Origin of the sequence: Pseudonocardia halophobica (assembly GCF_050948485.1) — a bacterium.
GTDB lineage: Bacteria > Actinomycetota > Actinomycetes > Mycobacteriales > Pseudonocardiaceae > Pseudonocardia > Pseudonocardia halophobica.
This window is the reverse complement of sequence record NZ_CP192046.1, coordinates 5972883-5995292: the sequence shown is the minus strand read 5'-3', so window position 1 is coordinate 5995292 and position 22410 is coordinate 5972883. Positions and strand designations below refer to the sequence as shown.

Sequence of the window (22410 nt, the reverse complement as noted above, 5' to 3'; positions counted from 1 at the left end):
GCGAGGAGAGTCCGGATGGCCCAGTTCTACGTCGACGGCTACGCGCCGGGGGACCCGTTCGTCTCCGCGCCGCACCCCGCGGCCGCCGAGCGCCCGCCGTCGGTGCCGGAGACCGCCGACGTCCTCGTCGTCGGGTGCGGTCCGGCCGGGCTCGTGCTGGCGGCGCAGCTGGCGAACTTCCCGGACATCGACACGGTCGTCGTCGACCGCCGGGACGGGCCGCTCGAGGTGGGGCAGGCCGACGGCGTCGCCTGCCGCACCGTGGAGATGTTCGAGGCGTTCGGGCTGGCGGACCGGCTGATCGGCGAGGGCTACCAGGTCAACGAGGTCAGCTTCTGGCGCCCCGACCCGGTCGACCCCGGGCGGATCACGAGGACGGGCCGCATCCCGGACGTCGAGGACGGGCTGTCCGAGATGCCGCACATGATCGTGAACCAGGCGCGGATGCTCGCCTACCTGCGCGACCACATGGCGCGCTCGCCCCGCCGCCTCGAGCCGTACTACGGCCTGCACCTGAGCGGGATCGAGATCGATACCAGCGGCACGGCGGAGTATCCGGTGACGGTCACCCTCGCGCACCTCGCCGGCGGCGAGGGGACCGGCGCTTCCTCCACGGTCCGCGCCCGCTACGTCGTCGGGTGCGACGGTGCCCGCAGCAGCACCCGGGCCGCTCTCGGGCGCGAGCTCGTCGGCGACCCGACCGACTCGTCGTGGGGCGTGATGGACGTCCTGGCGGTCACCGACTTCCCCGACATCCGGCGCAAGTGCGCCATCCGGTCCGTGGGCGAGGGCAGCATCCTGATCATCCCTCGCGAGGGCGGCTACCTGGTGCGGCTCTACATCGAGCTCGACAACGTGCGCGACGAGGAGATGCTGCTCGGGCGCAGCGTGACCCCCGAGAAACTGACCGCGGTCGCCAACCGCATCCTGCACCCCTACACGCTCGACGTGCGCGACGTCGGGTGGTGGTCGGTCTACACGATCGGCCAGCGCCTGTGCACCCGTTTCGACGACGTGCCCGACGGACCGGACGACGGACCGGGCGACGGGCCGGGCCGGCTGCCGCGGGTGTTCATCGCGGGCGACGCCTGCCACACCCACAGCGCGAAGGCCGGGCAGGGCATGAACGTGTCGATGGCCGACACCTGGAACCTCGGGTGGAAGCTCGGCGCCGTGCTGCGGGGGACCGCCCGCCCGGAGCTCCTGCACACCTACTCCGCGGAGCGGCAGCAGGTCGCGCACCAGCTGATCGACTTCGACCGCGAGTTCGCCGCCCTGTTCAGCGCCGCCTCCGGCTCGGCCGGCGGGGACCCCGACCCCGAGAAGTTCCAGCGTTACTTCCGCGAGCAGGGCCGATTCACCGCGGGGGTCGCCGTCCGGTACCCGTCGTCGATGATCACCGCGGCGGAGCCGGCCCAGCACCTCGCGCGGGGCTTCGAGGTGGGCACGCGGTTCCACTCGGCGCCGGTGGTCCGCCTGGCCGACGCCAAGCCGCTCCACCTCGGGCACGTGGCGCGCGCCGACGGCGCGTGGCGCCTCTACCTCTTCGCCGACCGGCGGCACCCCGGCGAGACGGACACCCCGTTGCGACGCCTCTGCGACCACCTGGCCTCGGTCGCGTCGCCCCTGCGCGGGTACACCCCGGAGCGCGCCGAGCCCGACTCCGTGATCGACGTCCGGGCGGTGTTCCAGCAGCACCACCACGACCTGGAGGTCACCGACCTGCCGGCGGTCCTGCTGCCCCGCAAGGGCCGGTTCGCCCTCGTCGATCACGAGAAGGCGTTCTGCCCCGACCCGAACGCCGAGGACGTCTTCGACCTGCGCGGTATCGACCGCGACGCGGGCTGCGTCGTCGTGGTGCGCCCGGACCAGTACGTCGCCCACGTGCTCGGGCTCGACGACCATGCCGGACTCGACGCCTTCTTCGCCGGAGTGCTCACCGAGGCGGGCTGACGGGCGAGGGGAGTAGCCGCCGGGAGACGTTGCTGAATCACCGGAGCGTGGCGGTTGCTCTTTCCCGACGGGACACTGCCGATGGTGTCGAGTCGTGGGGGACCGTCATGCGTGTGGCTGTCGTGGGAGCCGGGCCGACAGGGCTGTTCACCGCCATGGCGCTGGCCAGGCGCGGTCACCGGGTCACCGTGGTCGACCGGGACACCGGACCTCGGCCGGACGGGTCGTGGCCCCGGCGCGGGGTGATGCAGTTCCACCACCCGCACGCCCTGCGCGCCCAGGTGGCCGAGGCGCTGCAGGCGGAACTGCCCGACGTGTGGGAGGAGCTCCTCGCCGCGGGCGCGGAACCGGTGACCGTCGAAGGCGCGGACGGGTCCCGGACGTTGATGGCGGTGCGGTGCCGCCGGTCGACCTTCGAGCAGGTCCTGCGGGCGGCGGCCGAGCGCCAACCCGGAATGGACCTGCATACCGGGCACGTCGACGAGGTGTGCACCTCCCGCGGCCGGGCCACCGGTGTCCGCACCGACGGTGCGATCCTGGACACCGATCTGGTGATCGCGGCCACCGGTGCGCCGGCCGGCTCGGCCAGGACCGGCGCGCCCCGGCACGGGGCGGGGACTGCGGCATCGCCTACGTCTCCCGCCAGTACCGCCTGCGCCCAGGCGCGCAGCCGGGGCCGATGAACTTCCCGCTCGGCCAGACCGACGTCTACCCGGGCGGCTACCAGTCCATCGTGTTCCTGCACGACAACGGGATCTTCTCCACCGTCATCGCCCGCTCCAGCGACGATCGGGCCCTGGCCGCCCTGCGCCTGACCGAGGTGTTCGAGGCCGCCGCCGGGGCCATCCCGGCGCTGGCCGCCTGGACCGACCCCGGCCGGGCGCTCCCGTTCACACCGGTCCTGCCGGGCGGGCGCCTGCGCAACACCTACCAGGGCCAGCTCGACGACACCGGCGCCGTGGCCCTGCCCGGGCTGGTGTTCGTCGGCGACGCCGTGTGCACCACGAACCCCTCCGTCGGGCGGGGCATCACCACCTCGCTGCTGCAGGCCCGGCAGCTCCTCCACCTGCTCGACGACGACGCACACGACCCCGTCGGTCTCGGCCTCGCCTTCGACGCCTGGTGCTCCGACACCATCGCGCCGTGGTTCGAGGACCACCTCTACTGGGACGCCGAGCTGATCCGCCGATGGGCCGGCGCCGACATCGACCTCACCCGGCCGCTGCCCTCCGACCTGGTCGTCGCGGCCGCCCAGGCCGACCCTGCGCTGTTCCCCCTCATCGGGCCCTATCTCGGGATGCGGGCCCTTCCGGTGAGCCTGGACGCCGCGCGAACACGAGCCGCGGAGATCTACGCGAGTGGCTGGCGGCCACCGGTACCGCAGGGCCCCAGCCGCGACGAACTCGCCGACCTCGCCGCTGCGCACGGCGCGCGCACGAGCGGACGCTGACGGCGGACCAGCTCGTCCGCATCCCCCCGACCCGGCCGGCGTCACCCGGGCCGAGGCCGGGTGACGCCGTGCGACGTCACGGACGGGTCTCGACGGCCCCGCCGGTGGTCACCGACGGCTCCGTGGCCGGCGCCGCCTTGGCCGCCACGGCCTGGTGCACCCGTACCTCGCGGGAGAGGAGGACCGGGATGATCGCGAGCGCGAACACGATCGCGCCCACGATCCACACCGTGTCGAGCTGGGCGCGCCCCTCCGCCGCCGAGTTGATCCACTTGCCGCTCTGGTCGGTGAGGATCCAGCCCACCGCGACCTGCATCGCCGCCGACGCGCCGTTGAGCGTGCCGGTGACCTCCGGACGGGCGATGCCGGACCAGTAGCTGTTCACCGTGCCCCAGAACATCGGGTCGCAGAGGAAGGCGAAGGCACCGATGAAGAAGCCCCACAGGACCCAGCTGGAGTCGTGCAGCACCACACCGAGCGCGAAGCCGATCGCCCCGCAGGCCGGACCGAGGACCAGCCACGGCCGCGTCCGGCCGCCGAAGAACCGGGCCACCAACGTGCCGTTGACCAGCCCGAACAGCACGGGGACGGCGGCGATCAGCGGGCTCACCCAGGCGACGGTGTCGGGGTTGACCTTCTCGAGGGTGATCAGTCCGTAGGGGAGCCACGGCCCGGAGAGCCAGGTCGGGGTGGTCGCGAACGCCGTGGCGATGATCATGGTGAGCACGCTGCGGTTCTTCAGCGCGGTCAGGAGCTCGCGGAAGGTCAGCTTCTCCCGCACGGTCGCGCCGCGGTGCTCCTGCTGGATGAGGGCGATCTCCTCGGCGCTGATGCCGCGCAGCTTCTCGGGCTTGTTGGAGGTGAACAGCACGAGCATGATCAACGCCGGGATGCCGAGCGCGGCGACGATCAGGAACGCGTCACGCCAGGACAGGTGGTTGGCGAGCGGCAGCGCGATCGCCGGTGCGATCACGCCGGCCACCAGGCAGGAGCTCATCCAGACGGACGTGGCCCGGGCGTTGAGCGCTCCCGGGAACCAGACCGCGAGCAGTCGTTGCGACGGTGCCCAGAGGAACCCGAAGAAGATGCCGAAGAAGAAGTTGCGCCACCACATCTCCTCGTAGGTGTGGACGAACGCCATCGTCGCCGACAGCACCGTCACCCCCACGATGCAGATGACGAGCATCAGTTTCGCGCCGATGCGGTCGGCCATGATCCCGGCGAGCAGCAGCAGCGGGAAGTACCCGAGCAGGTAGCTCGCCGTGGCACCGGAGATCTGCGTGGGCGTGAGGTGGAGATCGGCGGACCAGAACGGGTTGAGCAGGCTGAACTTCGCGCTGTCGAGCCAGACGACGAAGTTGAGGAGCAGGATGCTGACGAGCATCAGCCCCCTGCGGCCTGCGAACAGGCGCATCGGAGGCGTGGCTGCGGTGAGCGACATGGGTGTCCTCGGGTCGTGCCGGCGACGTTGCCGGCGTGGGCTCACGGCCCGGGCGGCGCGGGAGCCGGTGTGCGCCCACACCCCGGCCGGGCCCCGGTCGTGCCGGGGCCCGCGCAGGTGACCGTCCGGGTGTCGTCCTCTGCGGACCGTGCGGCGCGGCGGTGGCGGCGCCCCGTTGCCGTCCGTGCGGACCGTTTCACTGTGAACTGCTTTGCACGCTGCAACAACGGAAGGTCGACCAGTCCGGCGGGTCCGCACATGGGCGGATCCACATTGCGCGGCCCGCCCGCCGGCTGTCCCGCGGCCGGCGGGCGCGACTGCGCGGCCTGGAACGACTTCCTGGTGCTCGGCGAGGCCCCGCCGGTACCGTTGTCGCCTGCCACGGCGTCGGACGACGTCGAGCCGCGACCAGCAGCGTGCGGAAGACGTGCGCGCCTCGGCAGCCGTGGTCGCAGGCCGCGCTCTGCAGGCGTCGACGTCGCCACGGGCGGCGCGCCGCTCACCCGCGGAGGCGGGCCACCGACCTCGGACGAGTTCTCGAGCCCAAGGCGAGATTCAACGAGGAGTCGGAAAATGCCTGACACCCCTCACGATGTCCTTGCTCTCGCACAGGACCGTGGCGCCCGGATGGTGGATCTTCGCTTCTGCGACCTCCCCGGGCTGATGCAGCACTTCTCCGTCCCCGTGGAGGAGCTGACCGAGGAAGCGATGGAGACGGGGTACGGCTTCGACGGCTCCTCGATCCGCGGCTTCCAGGAGATCCACGAATCCGACATGTTGTTGATGCCGGATCCGACGACGGCGGTGATGGACCCGTTCCGCGACGTGCCGACGCTGCAGATCCACTGCTTCGTCGCCGACCCCATCACGCGGACGAGCTATTCGCGAGATCCGCGGCATGTCGCCGAGAAGGCGGAGGCACACCTGCAGGCGACCGACTTCGCCGACGTCTCCTACTGGGGCCCCGAACTGGAGTTCTACATCTTCGACGGGGCGCGCTTCGATCAGAACCAGCACGAGGGCTACTACCACGTGGAGTCGGTGGAGGGCGTCTGGGCGTCCGGACAGCCGGGCAGCCGCGGCTACCGTCCCCGGTACAAGGAGGGGTACTTCCCGGTGCCGCCCATGGACCAGCACCAGGACCTGCGCAGCGAGATGGCGCTGACCCTCATCGACCTGGGCATCCCCGTCGAGGTCCAGCACCACGAGGTGGGCACCGCCGGCCAGGCCGAGATGGACATGCGCTTCTCGTCCCTGCTGCACATGGCGGACAACGTCATGAACTACAAGTACGTCGTCAAGAACGTCGCCTGGCGGGCGGGCAAGACCGCCACGTTCATGCCCAAGCCGGTGTTCGCGGACAACGGCTCGGGCATGCACGTCCACCAGTCGCTGTGGAAGAACGGGCAGAACGTCTTCTACAGCGAGGCCGGGTATGCCGGACTCAGCGACCTGGGCCGGTACTACATCGGCGGGCTGCTCCAGCATTCTCCCGCGTTGTTGGCGTTCTGTGCCCCGACGACCAACAGCTACCGCCGCCTGGTCCCGGGCTTCGAGGCGCCGATCAACCTCGTGTACTCGCAGCGCAACCGGTCGGCGTGCGTCCGCATTCCGATGTACGTGCAGAGCGCGAAGGCGAAGCGGCTGGAGTACCGCTCGCCCGATCCCACCGCGAATCCCTATCTCGCCTTCTCCGCCATGCTGCAGGCGGGCCTCGACGGGATCCGGAACAAGATCGAGCCGCCGGAGCCGATCGACAAGGACCTCTACGAGCTCGCGCCGGAGGAGATGACGGCGATCCGCCAGGTGCCCGCGTCGCTCGAGGCCGTCCTGGTGGCCCTGGAGGAGGACCACGACTTCCTGCTCGACGGTGGCGTCTTCACCGAGGACCTGATCGAGACCTGGGTCGACTACAAGCGGACCAAGGAGCTCGACCAGATCCGCCAGCGGCCGCACCCCTGGGAGTTCATGCTCTACTACGACCTCTGAGCTGCGATGACGCGACGTGCGGCTCCGACGGACGGCGGCCCGGGTCACGGGTCCCGGGTCGCGCCACCCGAAGGTCACAGGCGGAGTCGCAGGACGATCTCGCCGTCGTCGTCGATCTCACCGGTCGGCTCGAAGCCGAACCCCCGGTAGAACGGCCCCGGGTCGCCCGGACCCGGCTCGTAGCTGGTCAGCAGCACGTCGCCGCCCTCCGCCCGCACCAGGTCCGAGATCGTGGTGAGCACCTCCCGGCCGATGCCGCGCCGCTGGTGGCGCCGGTCGACGAGCAGCCGCCACAGGAAGTAGCGCTCGTCCGGCGGACTGTTCGGCGCGTTCCACGACAGCATCACGAAGCCGACCGGTTCCTCGTCGAGATACACGGCCCGGGCCCAGGGACGGGCCTCCGGCTCCGCGGCCGCGTCCTTCAGCGACTCGGCCACGGAGGCGACGAACCGCCGCTGGTCGCGCCGGACGCGGAGCGCGCGCACGGCCTTCCGGTTGTCGTCGGTGATCTCCCGTAGCTCCACCCGCATCGCGATCACCCGAGACCCGTCATCGGCCGGACGGCGTATCGTGCCGACGTCCGCTCGGTCCGTCACCGCCGTCGTGGCTCACCGGTACCTCCCTGCAGACGAACCCATGACGGCGACCTTCGCAGCTTCCGGCCCGGGCCAACTTCGGTCGATGGTCCCTCCTACGGGGACCATCGCCTCTGCTCGCGACGGACGGCGCACGCGCACCCTCACTCGGCGGAGCATCACGTGTCCTGATGCTGGCCGTCGCCACCGTCGGCTTCGCCATGAGCGCCGTGGGCCGACAGGGGAGACGCGATGACGAACAAGATCAGCCTGGATGCGGTGGCGCGTGAACAGCTGAAGAGCGCGGCCACCGGTTCGGCCGGCCGCAGTGCGCAGACCGTGTACGGCGGGCACGAGCACGTACTGCGGCAGACCGTCGTGGCGCTCACGGCAGGATCCGCCCTCGCGGAGCACGAGAGCCCCGGCGAGGCGACGGTGCACGTCCTGCACGGCCGGGTGCGCCTCTGCGCCGGCAGCACGTCGTGGGAGGGGCGGCGCGGAGACCTGATCGCCGTGCCGGCGGTCCGACACACGCTGGAGGCACTCGAGGACTCCTCCGTCCTCCTCACCGTGGCCAAGCAACGGACCGCGTCGCCGAACCCGTAGCCGCGGCGCGACGCCGACCGGAAGGAGCGTGCTGTGGGTGCGGAGCAGAACGACGCGGGGCCCACCTGGCCCGTCCTGCGGGTCGCGGACTGGACGGACACGCGGGACACCGTGCACATGTGGACCCAGATCGTGGGCAAGATCCGGATGGTGCATGCGCCGCTGGTCAACCACTGGTGGCAGGTGACGCTGTACGTCAGCCCGCGCGGGCTGACCACGTCGACGATCCCCTACGGCTCGGGTGCGTTCGAGATCGAGTTCGACTTCGTCGCTCATCGGCTCGAGGTCCGCAGCAGCGACGGCGGGACGGGCGGGCTCGCGCTGCGTCCGATGTCCGTCGCCGAGTTCTACGCCGAGACGATGGCCGTGCTGCGCCGGCTGGGTGTCGAGGCGCCGATCCGTCCGGTCCCGAACGAGGTGGACCCGGCCGTCCCGTTCCCCGACGACCACGCCCACGCCTCCTACGACGGCGAGGCGGCCGGGCTGTTCTGGCGGCAGCTGCTGCAGGCCGACCGATTGATCAGCGAGTTCCGGTCGCGCTTCGTGGGCAAGGTCAGCCCCGTCCACTTCTTCTGGGGCGCGATGGACCTGGCCTGCACCCGGTTCTCCGGACGCCCGGCCCCGCCGCACCCGGGAGGGGCGCCGAACTGCGGGGACTGGGTCATGGTCGAGGGCTACTCCCACGAGCTGTCCAGCTGCGGGTTCTGGCCCGGTGGTGGCGAGGAGGGCGCCTTCTACGCCTACGCCTATCCCGAACCCGACGGGTTCTCCGACTACCCCGTCGAGGCGGAGGGCGCGGCGTTCAGCCCCGAGTTCCAGCAGTTCCTGCTGCCCTACGAGGCCGCGCGCACCGCCGACGACCCGGACCGGGTGGTGCGGGGGTTCCTGCAGAGCACCTATGAAGCAGCTGCCGAGCTCGGCAAGTGGGACCGCGCAGCGCTGGAGGTCGACCCCGGCCGCTGGCTGGACCGCATGCGGTGAGGGGTGCGTCGCCGATTCGTCCTGACATGCGGACTGATGCGCATCGGTGTGGTGGGGGTACGGGGCCGGCGGGGCGGTGGTTCCACGCCCCGTAGCACGCCTCGGGCGTCCACTCGCACATCTCGGCGAGCAAGGTGAACCGGCTGACCGACCGCGAGATCCGCGTGCTCGGCTCGGCGCAGCTACGTTCCGGTCTTCTCGGACGTGCAGGTCCAGGCGATCCTCGCCGGGCGCCGGCACCCGCAGCGTCGCGACCGCCTCGGCGCCGGTGACCGGGAGCGGCGTTCGCCGGTCACCGAGAAGTGGGTCGAGTCGGGCCCGGCTGTCACATCCGGCGAGATAGAAGCGTCAAGAGGGGGAGCCCGCTCCACTGCACGTGGGGGGAGAGACGGGGTGGGCGGCCCGGCCCGCCACCGAGCGCCCTCGGTGGCGGGCCGGCGCTCGTTCCGGAGTGAGAACCTGTGCGACCTCGGCCAGTTCCTGCTGGCCGGCTGCCGCCCCGACGACCCGACCAGCTTCCGGCTCTCCCTCGACGGCGCCCCGGTGGGTCAGGTCGCGGGCATCTCGACGTTCTGCGAGGACACCACCCTCTCGGTGTACTCGGCGATCAGGATCCCGAAGAACATCCCGCTCGAGGTCGCCTGCCTGACCGCAGTTCGGCGCCACCCACGCCGTGGAGTCGATCGAGGAGGCCGGCGAGCTGGCTCGCTCGTTCACCGACGGACAGGGCGCGGACTCGGCCGTCGTGACCGTCGGCGTGACGACCGGCGACCACGTGGCACGCGGGCAAGAACATCCGCGGGGTGATCCACTACAACTGACGGCGCAGGCCCCGGCCCGCATCAGCCTGTCGATCGGCTGTCGGGCGGTAGGCGCGGAGGAAGACGCGGACACCGCCCGCCACGAGCTCGGCCAGCTCCTCGGGGGAGATCGGGAGCGTGCCGTAGAGCGTGCGGTTGTTGACCTGCGCGGTCACCAGGATGCCGAGGTAGGCCGCCGCCTCGACGGGATCGGGGATGTCGAGCAGTCCGCGTCCGGCGAGGTGCGCGAGCCGGTCCGCGAGCATCTGCTGTTGTGGACCGACCTCCCGCCAGCGCTCGAGCAGGTCCGGGAAGTGGGCGGCCTCCGCCACGACGAGGCGGACCATCGCGCTGCGCTCCCGGGTCTGGACCACCCCGGACGCGAAGGCGCGGCCGAACGCCGTGAGCGCGGCCTCGAGGTCGGGCGGGTCGGGGGGCAGGGTCTCGTCGAGCAGTTCGCGGAAGCGCGCCTCGTGGCCCGCCTGCGTCCGCGTCACGACGTCGAGGAAGAGGGTGCGCTTGTCGCCGTAGTAGTCGTAGACGGTGCGCTTGGAGACCCCGGCCTCCCGGGCCACGGCGTCGACGCTGGTCCGAGCGAAGCCGTCCCGCAGGAACAGCGTGAGCGCGGCGTTCTCGATCGCCGCCCGCTTGGCGGGCGCGCCCTCTCGCAGGCTCTTCACCGACGTCGACACACCCGTGGGTTGGGGCACCGGACGAATCTACACCGACGGGTGTATTTCTACACTGCACGGTGTAGTGTGTTTCGCCGTGCGGGCACGGGTACGGCGTGGCGCGACGGCGGACCGGCTCGAACCCGCCCTGGTCCGGCTCTGCGTCGTCGTGGTGGTCGGCTCCGTGGCCCCACTGCTCGACACGACGATCGTCTCGGTCGCCCTGGGCACGCTGAGCCGCACGTTCGGTGCCGACGTCAGCACGATCCAGTGGGTGATGAGCGGCTACCTGCTCGCCATGGCGATGGTCGTCCCGGCGACGGGGTGGGCGATGGACCGGTTCGGCGCCCGACGGGTGTGGATCTGGTCGGTCGTCGCCTTCGGTCTCGGCTCGGTGCTGGCCGGGGCGGCCTGGTCGGCGGGCAGCCTGATCGCGTTCCGGATCCTGCAGGGCGCCGGGGGAGGAGCGATTCTCCCGGTCGGCGCCGCCCTGCTCATGCGGGCCGCCGGGCCGCAGCGGCTCGGCCGGGTGACCGCGGCGGTGTCGGTACCGGCGCAGATCGCCCCGATCGCCGGCCTGCTGCTCGGCGGGCTCATCGTCGAGCTGCTGAGCTGGCGCTGGTGCTTTCTCGTCGACGTGCCCGTGTGCGTGGTCGCCGTCGCACTCGCCCGCCGTGTCGTGCCCGACGTCCCCGGGCAACCGGCCCAGTGCCTCGACGTCCGCGGGCTGGCCCTGCTCGGGCCCGCGCTGGGGGCACTCACCTACGGGCTATCCCGAGCCGGCTCGGCGGGCTTCGGCGACCGACTCGTCGTCGGGACGCTCGTGGCAGGGACCGTGTTGCTCGCCGTCTTCGTCGGGCATTCCCTGCGCACCTCGGGCACTCCGCTGATCGACGTGCGGCTCTTCGCGCGGCCGTCGTTCGGGGGAGCGACCACCATGCTCTTCCTGCTCAGCGCGTCGCTGTTCGGGTCGATGGTGATCGTCCCGCTGTACGTCCAGCAGGTGTGGGGCGCGGGCGCGCTGACCGCCGGCCTGGCGCTGGTTCCGCAGTTCGCCGGCACGCTGGTGGCGCTGCCCTTCGTGGGCCGGCTCGCCGACCGACTCCCCGCACGTGACGTCGTGCTGGGCGGGGTGCTCGTCGCGGTGCTCGGCACGGTGCCGTTCACCCAGGTCGGCCACGAGCCCGGCGTCGTCCTGCCGGCCGTCGCGCTGTTCGTCCGCGGAATCGGCGTGGGGGCGGCGTCGGTGACCCTGATGACCGCCGCCTACCGCGACGTCGCACCGGCGCAGGTACCGCGGGCGACGAGCGCGCTGCAGATCGGGCAGCGGATCGGGGCCCCGCTCGGGGCGGCCGTCCCCACGACGGTGCTGCAGCACCAGCTGGCCGGCGCGGGTGCGACGGCGGCCGCCTACGGCTCGACGTTCTGGTGGAGCCTCGCGCTCACCGCGCCCGCCCTGCTCCCGGCCGCGTTCCTCCGACGGACGGGCGTCGCACGACCTCGCGGACCGGCGGGCGCACGCCCGTGAAGGTCCGTGACCGGGAGCAGGGCGAGCCGCTCAGCCCGCTGCCGGACCGAGATGCCGGGCCAGGAACTCCTTGTCGACGCCGACCCAGCGGATGGTGCGGTGATCGCCCGGGTTGGCGTGCAGCGTCTTCTCCGCCGAGGCGAAGGCGTCGAACAGGGCGAGCGCGCTGTGGCGCTCGACGTGCTCGTCGTCCCACGGAAGCAGGAACTGTATCGGGACCGTGATCCGTCGGGCCGCTTCGAGCAGCGCGTCGGACACGAAGAACCCGCCGCCGAAGACGGCAGCGGTGATCCTGGGGTCGACCGCCGTGAGCGGCACCCCGATCGCGGTGCCCATCGAGATGCCGCCGCCGTAGCCGATCGGCGCTCCCGTGCCGATTTCGGGCAGTGCCTGGAGGGCGTCCAGGGTCGCCTGCCATTCCGGTACGGCGCGCTCCGCGAGTGAGGTGACGTACCGGAGGCTGACCGACTCGAACCGTGCGTCGTCGCCTGCCGCCCGGGCCTGTCCGAGGTCGGCGCGGCCTGCTCGTCCTCGGCCGTGCGCGGGCGGTCGCCGTGTCCGGGCGCGTCGATGGCGACCACGCTGTAGCCCCATGTGGTCACGGTGTCGTGGGCGCGGGCCTCGAGCGCCGGGGTCTTCTTGTGCAGACCGCCGCCGTGACCCATCAGCACCAGGGGCGCGTGAGCGGGGCCGGACGCCGGCGACCAGAGCACGCCGGGGACCTCGCCCACGACGAAGTCCCGCTCGACGACACCGTTCGACGACGTCGCGGAGGTGAAGCGCAGAGATTGCACAGGGTGTGGCCTTTCGGGAGTGCCGTGGTGGTGAGGCGCTCCCGGCGACCCCTACGTCGCTCGCCCGACCGTGACGACGAGGGGGAGCACCCACGTGCGGACAGCGTTCATGGGTCTCACCTCCCCGGGTGGTGTCACGGTCGCCTATACGGTATCGACCACTGTCGTCCGGCCCCACCGATTTTCGTCGCCGGGCAGCCGCGATGATCTCCCGTGTGCTGCCGGTGCCCCGGAACTGGTCCGAGCTGACGCCGACGTGGATGAGCGTCGCCCTGGGCCGGACCGTCACGCACGCCCGCGTCACCGATCTCGTCGACGGCACGAACTCCCGCGCGGTCGTCGAGCTGGAGTACGCGGGTCCCGCCGGGCCGGCTCGGGTGTTCGTCAAGCGGGAGGGTCGTCTGCTGAACCGAGTGGCCCTGACCGCACTCGGGGCGCGCGAGGCCGAGGCGGACCTCGTCCGGCAGCGTCCGGTCCTCCCGCTGGAACACCCCGCGTTTCATGCCGCCGCGACCGACCGCCGTCGCCTCGCCGCCGTGGTCGTCATGGAGGACGTCACGCTGCGCGGCGGGCGCCCGAACTCCGCGCTCGCGCCGCTGACCGTCGAGCAGGTCGCCGCCGGGCTGGGCGAACTGGCCCGCCTGCACGCGATGTTCTGGGACGCTCCGCTGCCGGCCTTCGTGCGTCCGTGGCGGCTCGGTCCGGCCTGGGCCCCCGTCGCCCGGGCCGGATTCGTCCGTGCGCTGCAGAAGCTGCGGCGAGCCGGGCACCCGCTCGACATCGGGGCCGGGGAGATCGAGCGCGGGTTCCGGGGGTGGGCGCGCATCGCCGCCACCGGCCCGCAGACGCTGCTGCACGGCGACCCCCACCCCGGCAACACGTACACGGTCGGCCACACCGTCGGCTTCTACGACTGGCAGCTGGTCCGCTCCGGCAGCTGGGTCCACGACGTCGGCTACTTCCTCGCGTCCAGCCTCACCGTCGCCGACCGGCGCGAGCACGAGCGTGCGCTGCTGGCCGGTTACCTCGACGCCCTCGGCCGTCGGCCCGCCGACGCCTGGCCGCTCTACCGGCGGACGCCGGTGTTCGGGCTCGGGGCGTGGCTGCAGACCTGGGCGGCGGGCACCTTCCAGCCACGCGACGTCTGCCTCGCGACGATCGAGCGCTTCGCCGCCGCTCATCGCGACGCCCGACGGGAGCCGGGCTGAGCACACGGGTCGGGCCGGCCGCTGTCAGACGTCCTCGTGGGGCCGGAGCGTGACGTCCGGTGCGTGGCCGTCCGTGAGGCCGAGGGCGCGGATCTCCTCCGGGACGTAGCCCAGCTCGGCCAGGATCTCCGGTCCGTGCTCGCCGAGCCGGGGCGCCGGGCGCAGGTCCACGGGGGTGGCTCCGGAGAAGTCGACGGGGAACCGGGCGAAGCGCAGCGGTCCCTCGCTCGGATGCACCACGTCCTCGAACATGCCCGTGGCACGCAGGTGCTCGTCGGAGAACAGATCGGGCACGGTGAGGACCGGCATCGCGGCGATGCCGCGCGCGTCGAACGCGGCCAGCCACTCCGCGGTGGGCCGCTTCCGCAGCTCCTCCTCGAGCAACCGGTACAGCTCGTCGACGTGCAGCGTCCGGGCGGTGATGGTGCGGAAGCGGGGATCGGCGGCGAGTTCGGGTCTGCCCACGAGCTCGAAGAACGCGCGCCACTGCGGGTCCGTGTAGACCATGACGCCGACGTGCCCGTCGGCGGTCCGGTACGGCCTGCGGTACGGGGAGTTCAACCGGGCGTAGCCGGCAGGCCCGCGCGGCGGGTCGAAGACGTAGCCGCCCTGCTGGTCGAGCAGGGTGAACGCGACCATCGTCTCGAGCATGGGCACCTCGATCGCGAGTCCCCGCCCGCTGCGCTCCCGCTGGTACAGCGCGGCGGCGATCGCCCCGACCGCCATCAGACCGGTCGCCTTGTCGGCGACCGGCGTGCGGATGTACGTGGGTCCGTCGGGTCCTCCCTGCACGGCGGCGAGCCCGGACGAGGCCTGGATGACGTCGTCGTACGCGGCCTTGTCCCGGTACGGGCCGCTGCTGGAGAAGCCGCGGACCACGCAGTAGACCGTGCGCGGGTTGGCGGCGTGGACGTCCTCGGCGTGCAGCCGGAGCCGCGTCACCGCCTCCGGCCGCATGTTGTGCACGAACACGTCGGCCCTGCCGACCAGGCGCAGCAGCGCGTGACGCCCTTCCGGCCGTTTGAGGTCCAGCGCGATGCTGCGCTTGCCCCGGTTGGCGTTGAGGAACACCGGGCCCAGGCCGGTGCCCCGCTCGTCCCCGACATAGCGGAGGACGTCGCCGGCGGGGGCCTCGACCTTGACGACGTCGGCGCCCATCTGCGCCAGCAGCAGCGTGCAGTACGGGCCCATGAACGTGGTGGTCAGGTCCACGACCTGCACACCTGCGAGCGGAGCGTCTGCTGCGGCATCCGGGGACATCCAGCGCCCGCCCCTCCCACGTCGGCCCGTCTGCCGACGAACGTACGGTGCGAATCTTCCCAGCGCGAGGTCGAGTGCCCGCGTCCCACTTCGGGACATGTGGCTCCGGGTGGCGCGCTGATCGTCTCCACGACACCCTGACGTCGTGAACCGTGCGCAGGCCAAGGCCGTCCTCGTCCGGCTGGCCGTCGCGGCGGAACGGGTGCTGGGCCGGGTAGTCATGGTCGTGGTGGTGATCCGGGGGCGGCGCCGGCCGCTCGTCCTGCCGTTCATCGGGCACGGGTCCACCGAGCGCGTCCGGATCGGGGCGCGCGTGGCGATGGGGCACCCCGACGCCGTCACCGAGGACGACCTCGCGCCCGGCCCGCGCTCGCGGCGGCAGGTGCTGCTGGCGAGCCTCAGTCGCTTCTTCACGATCGAGCTGCCCGGGGCGCGCGTCGCGATCAGTACGCCGGCCGGGGTCCGGCACGTCCGGGCGGACGTCGAGGGGTACGTGGACGCCGTCGTCGAGCAGCCGGGTCTGGAGCCGGGCTGGCACGAGGCCGAGCTGACCCTCGAGGCCGGGACGGCGGCGCGGGCGAAGGTCCTGGTCGTCGATCCGCGGGCGGACGTGGCCCTGGTCAGCGACGTGGACGACACGATCCTCGAGACCGGCCTGACACGGGGGCTGGCGTTCCTGCGGGCGACCCTGCTGACCGAGACCGCGGACCGCGCCCCGCTGCCCGGCTCGGCGGCGCTGTACCGGGCGCTGGTGGCGCCGCCGTCGAAGGTGTGCCGGCCGGTCTTCTACGTGTCGACCAGCCCGTGGAACCTGCACGGCACGCTGCTGGAGTTCATCGCGCTGCGGGCCTTCCCGCTCGGCCCGCTGCTGCTCACGGACTGGGGCCCGGGGCACGGCAACCTGTTCCGCATCGGCGCGCGTGAGCACAAGACCGGGCTGATCACCCAGATCCTGGACGAGCACCCGGGGCTCGGGCTGGTCCTCGTCGGCGACACGGGCCAGCTCGACCCGGAGATCTACGCGGCGGTCGCGGAGGCGCACCCGGACCGGATCCGCGCGGTCTACGTGCGCCGTCCCCCGGGGCGCACCCTGCGCCGGGACGCCGAGGTCCGGGCGCTGGCGGAGCGGGTGACCGCGCTGGGCGTGCCGATGCTGGCCGTGGACGACAGCGCCGAGATCGCCGAGCACGCGGCGTCGATCGGGCTGCTCGATCCCGCGGAGATCCCGGCGATCCGTGCCGAGACGACCGACGGCAGGCGCGGTCCGCTCTCCGTCGGCCTGCCGAGGGCCTGACCTGCGCGGCCCGTCGACGGTTCGACGCCCGGTGGCGGCCGGCCCGGGACCGGAGGATCCCGGGCCGGGGCCCGCTCAGCTCGTCATCGCGTCGAACATGCCGGGCTCGTAGGAGCCCGCCGGGGTGCGCGCGATGACGTTGATCCGGTTGGCCGCGTTGACCAGGGCGACGAGGGAGACGAGCGCGGCGGTCTGGTCGTCGTCGTAGTGCTTCCGGACCTGGGCCCAGGTCTCGTCGGACACGCCATGGTGGGCGTCGGCGAGCCGGGTGCCCTCCTCGGCGAGCGCCAGCGCCGCCCGCTCCGCCTCCGTGAACACCGTGGCCTCGCGCCAGGCGGCGACCAGGTTGAGCCGGACCGCGGTCTCGCCGGCGGCCGTGGCGTCCTTGGTGTGCATGTCGGTGCAGAAGCCGCAGCCGTTGATCTGGCTGGCGCGCAGGGACACCAGCTCCTGGGTGGCCTTCGGCAGCGACGACCGGTGGATCACCAGGGCTGCGTTGGCGAAGCGCTTGCCGAAGGCGGCGGCGATCTCGTTCTCGAACAGGTTGATGCGGGCGTCCATGACCTCGTCCTCACTCGTGGTGGCGTGTGCTGCTGCACTGGACGGACATCAGATGCCGGCGGGCGGGATCCCGTGACGGGACCAGGATGTGACGTGCGTCATGGAGATCGACCAATGTCCGGTGTCACGGAACGGCGGGCCGCGGCGTCTGGTGCGGGACACCGCGAGCGAGGAGGAGCACTCATGTCGACGGAGCACCAGGACCCGGCCGCCGCTGCGCACCCCGCCACCGAGACGTTCCTCGCCCACCGCAACCTGCTGTTCACCGTGGCCTACGAGATGCTCGGCTCGGCCGCCGACGCGGAGGACGTCCTCCAGGAGACCTGGCTGCGCTGGGCGACCGTCGACCTCGACGCGGTGCGGGACCGGCGCGCGTACCTCGTTCGGATCACCACCCGCCAGGCGCTCACCCGGTTGCGGACGCTGGGCCGGCGCAAGGAGTCCTACGTCGGCTCCTGGCTGCCCGAGCCGTTGCTGACCTCGCCGGACGTGGCGGAGGACGTCGAGCTGGCCGACAGCGTGTCGATGGCGATGCTGCTGGTGCTCGAGACCCTGACTCCGACCGAGCGGGCGGTGTTCGTGCTGCGCGACGTGTTCGACCTCGGGTACGACGAGATCGCGGAGGCCGTCGACAAGAGTTCCGCCACGGTCCGTCAGATCGCGCACCGGGCGCGGGCGCACGTCGCCGCGCGCCGCCCCCGCGGGATCGTCTCCCCGGCCGAGACCCGCAGTGCGCTCGACGCGTTCCGCCGCGCGGTCGAGACCGGCGACCTGCAGGGCCTGATCGACATCCTCGCCCCGGACGTCGTCCTCGTGGGCGACGGCGGCGGCGTCAAGCAGGCGGTGCTGCGGCCCATCGTGGGCGCGGACAAGGTGGCCCGCGTGCTGACCGCCGGGCTGGGCCGGGTCGCCGGCGCGGCGTCGTTGCAGTCGGTGCAGGTCAACGGCCACCCGGCGCTGATCCTCCGGCTCGACGGCGAGCTCGACAGCGTCGTGGCCGTGCGCATCGAGGAGGGCCTCGTGACCGGGCTCTACGCCGTGCGCAACCCGCAGAAGCTGTCGCACATGGAGCGGGAGACCGCGCTGCGGCGCTGAGCCGCGGGCACCGAGGGCCGACCGGCCCGTCGCGCCGGGACCGGCGACGGTGCCGCCGACGGTTCCTCCCGGGTCACCCTGCCGGGCAGGGACCGACGAGGGAGGAGCCGTGGGGACACCGACGATCGTCGTGGGGGTGGACGGGTCCGCGGGGTCGCGCACCGCTCTCGGCCACGCGCTCCGCGACGCGGCGCGGCGGAGGGCCCGGGTGCGGGTCGTCATGGCCTTCGAGGCACCCGACTTCTGGCCGGAGTTCGGCCGGACGGGCGGACCGCCGACGGCCGCCGAGATCACCCGCACCCTCGAGAGCAGTCTGCGCGAGGCGGTCGCCGAGGCGCGCGCGGACCTGGGCGACGAGGTCGCGGACGTACCGGTCGACGTCCTCGCCCTGCCCGGCTCCCCGGCCGCCGTGCTGCTGGCGCAGGCCGGGGACGCCGACGACCTGGTCGTGGGGCACCGCGGCCGGGGCGGCCTGGCGAGCACGGTGCTCGGGTCGGTCGGCCTGCAGTGCGTGCTGCACGCGCCCTGCCGGGTCACGGTGGTCCGCCCACCGCGGGCCGCACCCGCGCCGGCCGGGGACACGCCGTGACCGCGTCGCTGCGCCGGACCCTGGTCCGCGACGTCATGACGACGCGGGTGGTGTCCGTCCCGCCCGAGGCGGACTTCGACGAGGTCGCCCTGGTCCTGACCCGCAACGCGGTCCGCGCCGTCCCGGTGCTCGAGGGCAGCCGGCTGCTCGGGGTCGTCTCCGAGGCGGACCTGATGCGGACGGCCGAGTTCGGCGACCCGGCGGCGTCGTACGAGCGCTTCCGCCGGGCCGACCCGGCGCGGCCGGCCACGGCGCGCGCCCTGATGAGCTCGGCGGTGGTGACCGTGCGGCCGGACGCCTCGGTGGCGGAGGCCGCGCGGCGGATGCGGGAGCACGGCGTGGGGTGGCTGGCGGTGACCGAGATCCACGGCGCCGCCGAGCACGTGGTCGGCGTCCTCGGCCGCACGGACGTGCTGACCGTCTTCCTGCGGGACGACGCGGAGCTGCGGGCCGAGATCGTCGACGGCGTGCTGCGGCCCGTCCTCGCCGAGGACGCCGACGTCGTGTCCGTCGAGGTCGAGCGAGGCGTCGTGACGTTGTCGGGCCGCCTGCCGCGGTCCGGCCGCGCCCGGCTGGCGACGGCGTTGGTGGCCAGGCTGGAAGGGGTCGTCGCCGTCCGCGGCGACCTGGTCGACGACCGGGACGGGCAACTCACCGAGCCGGCCGCCGGACCCCGCTCCTGAGCGGTCTCTCCGGCCGTCGCCTGACGGGAGCTCGGGGCTCATGACCTGCACGGAGCGGGTACGACGGCCCTCCTCACCGCGCCGCGGGCGGGGGACGGTCGCGCGGAGACGCGAGGAGGAGAGCGCCGTGCACGAGTCGAAGCGCTGGACCGTGTCGATCGACATCGACGAGCACGAGGGCCGGACCCGGGCGGTGGCCCGGCTCCACCCGGACGAGACCCAGTCGGTGATGGGGGTCGGCCTGGCGCGGTTGAACCCGGCGGACCGCGACGTGCCCGAGATCGGCGACGAGCTCGCGGCCGCGCGGGCGCTGTCGGAGCTCACCCACCGGCTGCTCGGGATCGCCGCCGACGACCTGGAGCGGGTCAACCAGCCGGCCGTGCGGGGCGGATGAGCCCGTGACCGCGACCCCCCGACGGACCTTCGGCACTGCCCGTCCCGGGGGAACGGCCGGAGCGTGGCCGTCATGAGCGCATCGTCGACCCTGCCCGACGCCGACGAGGAGCAGCACGTCCTCGCTGCCCTCTACGGCGACGAGGCCGACATCGACACACCCGACACGACCGACACCGGCGACCCGACCGACACTACCGACACGCGTCTGCCCGGCGTTCCGAGCGCCTTCGACCCGCAGGCCGACGCCCCGGAGGAGGAAGGCCGCGATGCTCGCCGGTGAGCACGCCGGCCCGTCGCGGCCCCGCCGGCGGGACGGCCGGCGCCGCTCCGACCGGGTCGCCGACCTGGTCGCGTGGGTGGTCAGCGCGACGGTCCTCGTGCTGCTCGGGGCGTCGGTGCTGGTCGGCCTGGACGTCCACGGCGACCTGACGGACCGGGCGGCCGCCGAGGCGCGGGACCGCACCCCGATCACGGCGGTCCTCACCGAGGACGTGCCGGTCCTGCCCGAGGGCCGCAACCGCGTGCCGGCGGACGTCCGCTGGACCGACCGGACCGGCGTCGAGCACGTCGGCCGCACGGAGGTCGCCGGGCCGCGGCGGGCCGGGGACCCGGTCGACGCCTGGGTGACCGCGGACGGGCGGCTCGTGCGCGCCCCGCTGACCGGCACCGAGATCGTGTTCGTCACGGTGGCCAGCGCGGGCGCGGTGCTGGTGATCGGCGGGTTCGTCGTGGCCGCCCTCGCGCACCTCGCCGCCGGCGGGGTCGCCCGGCTGCGCGCCACCGAGTGGGAACGGGAGTGGGACGAGGTCGAGCCGCGCTGGCGGGACGGCCGATGATCACGGGGGCCGGCCTCCCGCTGCGGGCCGACGACGTGATGACGAGCCCGGTCGTCACCGTGCCGACGGACACCCCGATCGCGCCCGCCGCCGCGCTGCTGGCCGCGCACGGGTTCACCGCCGCGCCGGTGGTCGACGCGGACGGGCGGCTGCTCGGCCTCGTGACCGAGGCCGACCTGGTCCGCGACCGGTTCCGCACCGAGGGGCGCGAGCCGCGGATCGTCGACGAGGTCATGTCCCGCACGCCGCTCGCGATGCGCCCGGAGGACGAGCTCACCGACGTCGTGTCCCTGATGCTCGACTCGCACGTGCGGTCGGTCCCGATCGTCGACGACGGCGACCTGGTCGGGATCGTCACCCGGCGGGACGTCCTGCGGGTGGTCGCCCGGGGCGAGCGCGGCGCGAACGAGGTGCGGCGCCGGCGCGGACTGCCGGTGCGCCCGGTGCGACCGGCACGCACCCGCGGCCGGGTCGTCGTGGGCGACGACGGGTCGCCGGGCGCCGCCGCGGCGCTCCGGTTCGCGCTGGGCGAGGCCGCCCGCCGCGGGGTGCGGGTCGAGGTGGTGTCCGCCTTCGCCGTGCCCGCGCCGTGGCCGGTGCGGTACGGCGCGCCGCAGGTGCCGACCTCCCGGGACCTGGCCGTCGAGGTCGAGCGCGAGCTGCGGGGCCGGGCCCGCGCGGCGGCCGAGGAGGTGCGCGCCGAGCCGGGTGACGCGACACCGGAGGTGTCGGTCCGGGCCGTCCCGGGCGAGCCGGGGCAGGTGCTCAGCGGGGCCGCGGCGGGCGCGGACCTGCTCGTCGTCGGATCCCGCGGGCGTGGGGCCGCCGCGAGCCTGCTGCTGGGGTCGGTCGGGCTGCACTGCGTGCTGCACGCCCCCTGCTCGGTGACCGTCGTGCCCCCACCGGACCGCGCGGACGAGGACACGCGGCCCGCCCCCGATGCAGCGGAGGCGAGGCGGTGACCGCGCTGCGCCGCACCCTCGTCGGGGAGGTCATGACGACGGACGTCGAGGCGGTCGGCCCGGACGCGCCCGTCGCCCAGATCGTCGCCGCCCTCCGCCGGCGCGGGGTCCGCGCGCTGCCCGTGGTCGACGGGGAGCTCCTGCTCGGGGTGGTGTTCGAGGCCGACGTGCTCCGCCTCGCCGAGCACGACGACGTCGAGCCGCCGGTCGTCCACCGGCGCCGCCGGTGGCAGCACCGGCCGGAGGTCCCGCCGCACACGCGGGCACGCAACCTGATGACGACGGAGGTCGTCGCCGTGGACCCCGGGACCGGCGTGGCCGAGGCGGCGCGGACGATGGCGGCGCACCGGCTGGGGTGGCTCCCCGTCGTCGACGAGCCCGCGGCGGACCTCGCCGAGCGGCCGCCGCGCCTGCGGGGCGTGGTGGGCCGCGCGGACCTGCTGCGCGTGTTCGAACGGCCGGACGACGACCTCGTGCGCGAGGTCCGCGACGAGGTCCTCGGCCGCATCCTGCTGCTGGATCCCGGGCAGGTGGAGGTCACGGCGGCCGGCGGGGTCGTGACGCTGGAGGGCCGGGTGTCCACGCACGCCGACGCCCTCGTCGCCGTCGCCCTGACCCGTCGGCTGGAGGGAGTCGTCGACGTGGTCGACCACCTCGGCCATGACGTGGACGCGCGAACCCTCTGAACACCGGGTGCGCGGCGCCGGCCGAACACCGGGCGGCACGGCAGAGTCGGCC

Annotated in this window: 23 protein-coding genes and 1 pseudogene; 18 read left to right on the top strand and 6 right to left on the bottom strand. The window is 73.4% G+C overall.

All coding sequences use genetic code 11. From position 1 onward, the window contains the following. Nucleotides 1-15 precede the first annotated feature (15 nt). The 3 genes from ACQP04_RS28585 to ACQP04_RS28575 all read left to right on the top strand — a co-directional run bounded on the left by ACQP04_RS28585 (nt 16) and on the right by ACQP04_RS28575 (nt 3403). Nucleotides 16-1953: an FAD-dependent monooxygenase gene (locus ACQP04_RS28585; protein WP_433503632.1), complete on the top strand. Its 1938-nt coding sequence runs from the start codon at nt 16-18 to the stop codon at nt 1951-1953. 113 nt (nt 1954-2066) lie between these two features. Then, a complete protein-coding gene (locus tag ACQP04_RS28580; protein ID WP_433503631.1) occupies nt 2067-2636 on the top strand; it encodes an FAD-dependent oxidoreductase in 570 nt (189 codons plus the stop codon). Continuing rightward, entirely contained in the window at nt 2633-3403 is a 771-nt protein-coding gene (locus ACQP04_RS28575) for a hypothetical protein (protein WP_433503630.1), read from the top strand. Before ACQP04_RS28580 ends, ACQP04_RS28575 begins: the two co-directional genes overlap by 4 nt. A gap of 76 nt (nt 3404-3479) precedes the next feature. Here ACQP04_RS28575 and ACQP04_RS28570 read toward each other — a convergent pair whose 3' ends face one another. Further along, entirely contained in the window at nt 3480-4844 is a 1365-nt protein-coding gene (locus ACQP04_RS28570) for an MFS transporter (RefSeq protein ID WP_433503629.1), read from the bottom strand. 573 nt (nt 4845-5417) lie between these two features. Here ACQP04_RS28570 and glnA point away from each other — a divergent pair. Next, the gene (gene glnA, locus ACQP04_RS28565) at nt 5418-6833 is read left to right on the top strand and encodes a type I glutamate--ammonia ligase (protein WP_433503628.1); all 1416 of its coding nucleotides are present in this window, start codon (nt 5418-5420) and stop codon (nt 6831-6833) included. 74 nt (nt 6834-6907) lie between these two features. Here the strand turns inward: glnA and ACQP04_RS28560 are convergent, their stop codons facing one another. Continuing rightward, the gene (locus ACQP04_RS28560; protein WP_433503627.1) at nt 6908-7363 is read right to left on the bottom strand and encodes a GNAT family N-acetyltransferase; all 456 of its coding nucleotides are present in this window, start codon (nt 7361-7363) and stop codon (nt 6908-6910) included. A 297-nt stretch (nt 7364-7660) separates the two neighbouring features. On the opposite strand from ACQP04_RS28560, the gene ACQP04_RS28555 reads away from it, so the two are divergent. The 3 genes and pseudogenes from ACQP04_RS28555 to ACQP04_RS28545 all read left to right on the top strand — a co-directional run. Further along, entirely contained in the window at nt 7661-8014 is a 354-nt protein-coding gene (locus ACQP04_RS28555; RefSeq protein WP_037045868.1) for a cupin domain-containing protein, read from the top strand. Between the two features lie 33 nt (nt 8015-8047). Continuing rightward, complete coding sequence (locus ACQP04_RS28550; protein ID WP_433503626.1) at nt 8048-8995, top strand: DUF5996 family protein; 948 nt, start codon at nt 8048-8050, stop codon at nt 8993-8995. 456 nt (nt 8996-9451) lie between these two features. Next, a pseudogene (locus tag ACQP04_RS28545) lies at nt 9452-9779 on the top strand (alcohol dehydrogenase); the annotation flags it as partial. A 27-nt stretch (nt 9780-9806) separates the two neighbouring features. Here the strand turns inward: ACQP04_RS28545 and ACQP04_RS28540 are convergent. Next, complete coding sequence (locus ACQP04_RS28540; protein WP_433503625.1) at nt 9807-10505, bottom strand: TetR/AcrR family transcriptional regulator; 699 nt, start codon at nt 10503-10505, stop codon at nt 9807-9809. 58 nt (nt 10506-10563) lie between these two features. Between ACQP04_RS28540 and ACQP04_RS28535 the strand changes: the two genes are divergently transcribed. After that, nucleotides 10564-11994 carry a DHA2 family efflux MFS transporter permease subunit gene (locus tag ACQP04_RS28535; RefSeq protein WP_433503624.1) on the top strand — a complete coding sequence of 477 codons (1431 nt, stop codon included), beginning with the start codon at nt 10564-10566 and terminating at the stop codon, nt 11992-11994. A gap of 30 nt (nt 11995-12024) precedes the next feature. Here the strand turns inward: ACQP04_RS28535 and ACQP04_RS28530 are convergent, their stop codons facing one another. Beyond that, nucleotides 12025-12330 (bottom strand): hypothetical protein, encoded by a 306-nt coding sequence (locus ACQP04_RS28530; protein ID WP_433503623.1) that lies wholly within the window; start codon nt 12328-12330, stop codon nt 12025-12027. Nucleotides 12331-12991: 661 nt separating this feature from the next. Between ACQP04_RS28530 and ACQP04_RS28525 the strand changes: the two genes are divergently transcribed. Then, entirely contained in the window at nt 12992-13996 is a 1005-nt protein-coding gene (locus ACQP04_RS28525; RefSeq protein WP_433503622.1) for a phosphotransferase, read from the top strand. 24 nt (nt 13997-14020) lie between these two features. Here the strand turns inward: ACQP04_RS28525 and ACQP04_RS28520 are convergent, their stop codons facing one another. Next, nucleotides 14021-15217 carry a CaiB/BaiF CoA transferase family protein gene (locus tag ACQP04_RS28520; RefSeq protein ID WP_433503621.1) on the bottom strand — a complete coding sequence of 399 codons (1197 nt, stop codon included), beginning with the start codon at nt 15215-15217 and terminating at the stop codon, nt 14021-14023. Nucleotides 15218-15401: 184 nt separating this feature from the next. On the opposite strand from ACQP04_RS28520, the gene ACQP04_RS28515 reads away from it, so the two are divergent. Then, nucleotides 15402-16550, top strand: a complete 1149-nt coding sequence (locus ACQP04_RS28515) for an App1 family protein (protein ID WP_433503620.1) — start codon at nt 15402-15404, stop codon at nt 16548-16550. A gap of 75 nt (nt 16551-16625) precedes the next feature. Here the strand turns inward: ACQP04_RS28515 and ACQP04_RS28510 are convergent, their stop codons facing one another. Further along, nucleotides 16626-17111 carry a carboxymuconolactone decarboxylase family protein gene (locus ACQP04_RS28510; RefSeq protein WP_433503619.1) on the bottom strand — a complete coding sequence of 162 codons (486 nt, stop codon included), beginning with the start codon at nt 17109-17111 and terminating at the stop codon, nt 16626-16628. 183 nt (nt 17112-17294) lie between these two features. On the opposite strand from ACQP04_RS28510, the gene ACQP04_RS28505 reads away from it, so the two are divergent. From ACQP04_RS28505 to ACQP04_RS28470, 8 genes are all read left to right on the top strand, one after another. Beyond that, nucleotides 17295-18206 carry an RNA polymerase sigma-70 factor gene (locus tag ACQP04_RS28505; protein WP_433503618.1) on the top strand — a complete coding sequence of 304 codons (912 nt, stop codon included), beginning with the start codon at nt 17295-17297 and terminating at the stop codon, nt 18204-18206. Between the two features lie 109 nt (nt 18207-18315). After that, the gene (locus ACQP04_RS28500) at nt 18316-18795 is read left to right on the top strand and encodes a universal stress protein (RefSeq protein ID WP_433503617.1); all 480 of its coding nucleotides are present in this window, start codon (nt 18316-18318) and stop codon (nt 18793-18795) included. Continuing rightward, nucleotides 18792-19478, top strand: coding sequence for a CBS domain-containing protein (locus ACQP04_RS28495; protein ID WP_433503616.1), 687 nt, complete (start codon nt 18792-18794; stop codon nt 19476-19478). The genes ACQP04_RS28500 and ACQP04_RS28495 overlap by 4 nt, the downstream gene beginning before the upstream one ends. A gap of 127 nt (nt 19479-19605) precedes the next feature. Beyond that, nucleotides 19606-19872, top strand: a complete 267-nt coding sequence (locus tag ACQP04_RS28490; RefSeq protein WP_037045876.1) for a DUF1876 domain-containing protein — start codon at nt 19606-19608, stop codon at nt 19870-19872. 72 nt (nt 19873-19944) lie between these two features. Then, nucleotides 19945-20154 (top strand): hypothetical protein, encoded by a 210-nt coding sequence (locus ACQP04_RS28485; protein WP_433503615.1) that lies wholly within the window; start codon nt 19945-19947, stop codon nt 20152-20154. Then, nucleotides 20141-20710: an Rv1733c family protein gene (locus ACQP04_RS28480; RefSeq protein ID WP_433503614.1), complete on the top strand. Its 570-nt coding sequence runs from the start codon at nt 20141-20143 to the stop codon at nt 20708-20710. Before ACQP04_RS28485 ends, ACQP04_RS28480 begins: the two co-directional genes overlap by 14 nt. After that, a complete protein-coding gene (locus ACQP04_RS28475) occupies nt 20707-21672 on the top strand; it encodes a CBS domain-containing protein (RefSeq protein ID WP_433503613.1) in 966 nt (321 codons plus the stop codon). Before ACQP04_RS28480 ends, ACQP04_RS28475 begins: the two co-directional genes overlap by 4 nt. Then, nucleotides 21669-22358, top strand: a complete 690-nt coding sequence (locus ACQP04_RS28470) for a CBS domain-containing protein (RefSeq protein ID WP_433503612.1) — start codon at nt 21669-21671, stop codon at nt 22356-22358. The genes ACQP04_RS28475 and ACQP04_RS28470 overlap by 4 nt, the downstream gene beginning before the upstream one ends. Nucleotides 22359-22410 lie beyond the last annotated feature (52 nt).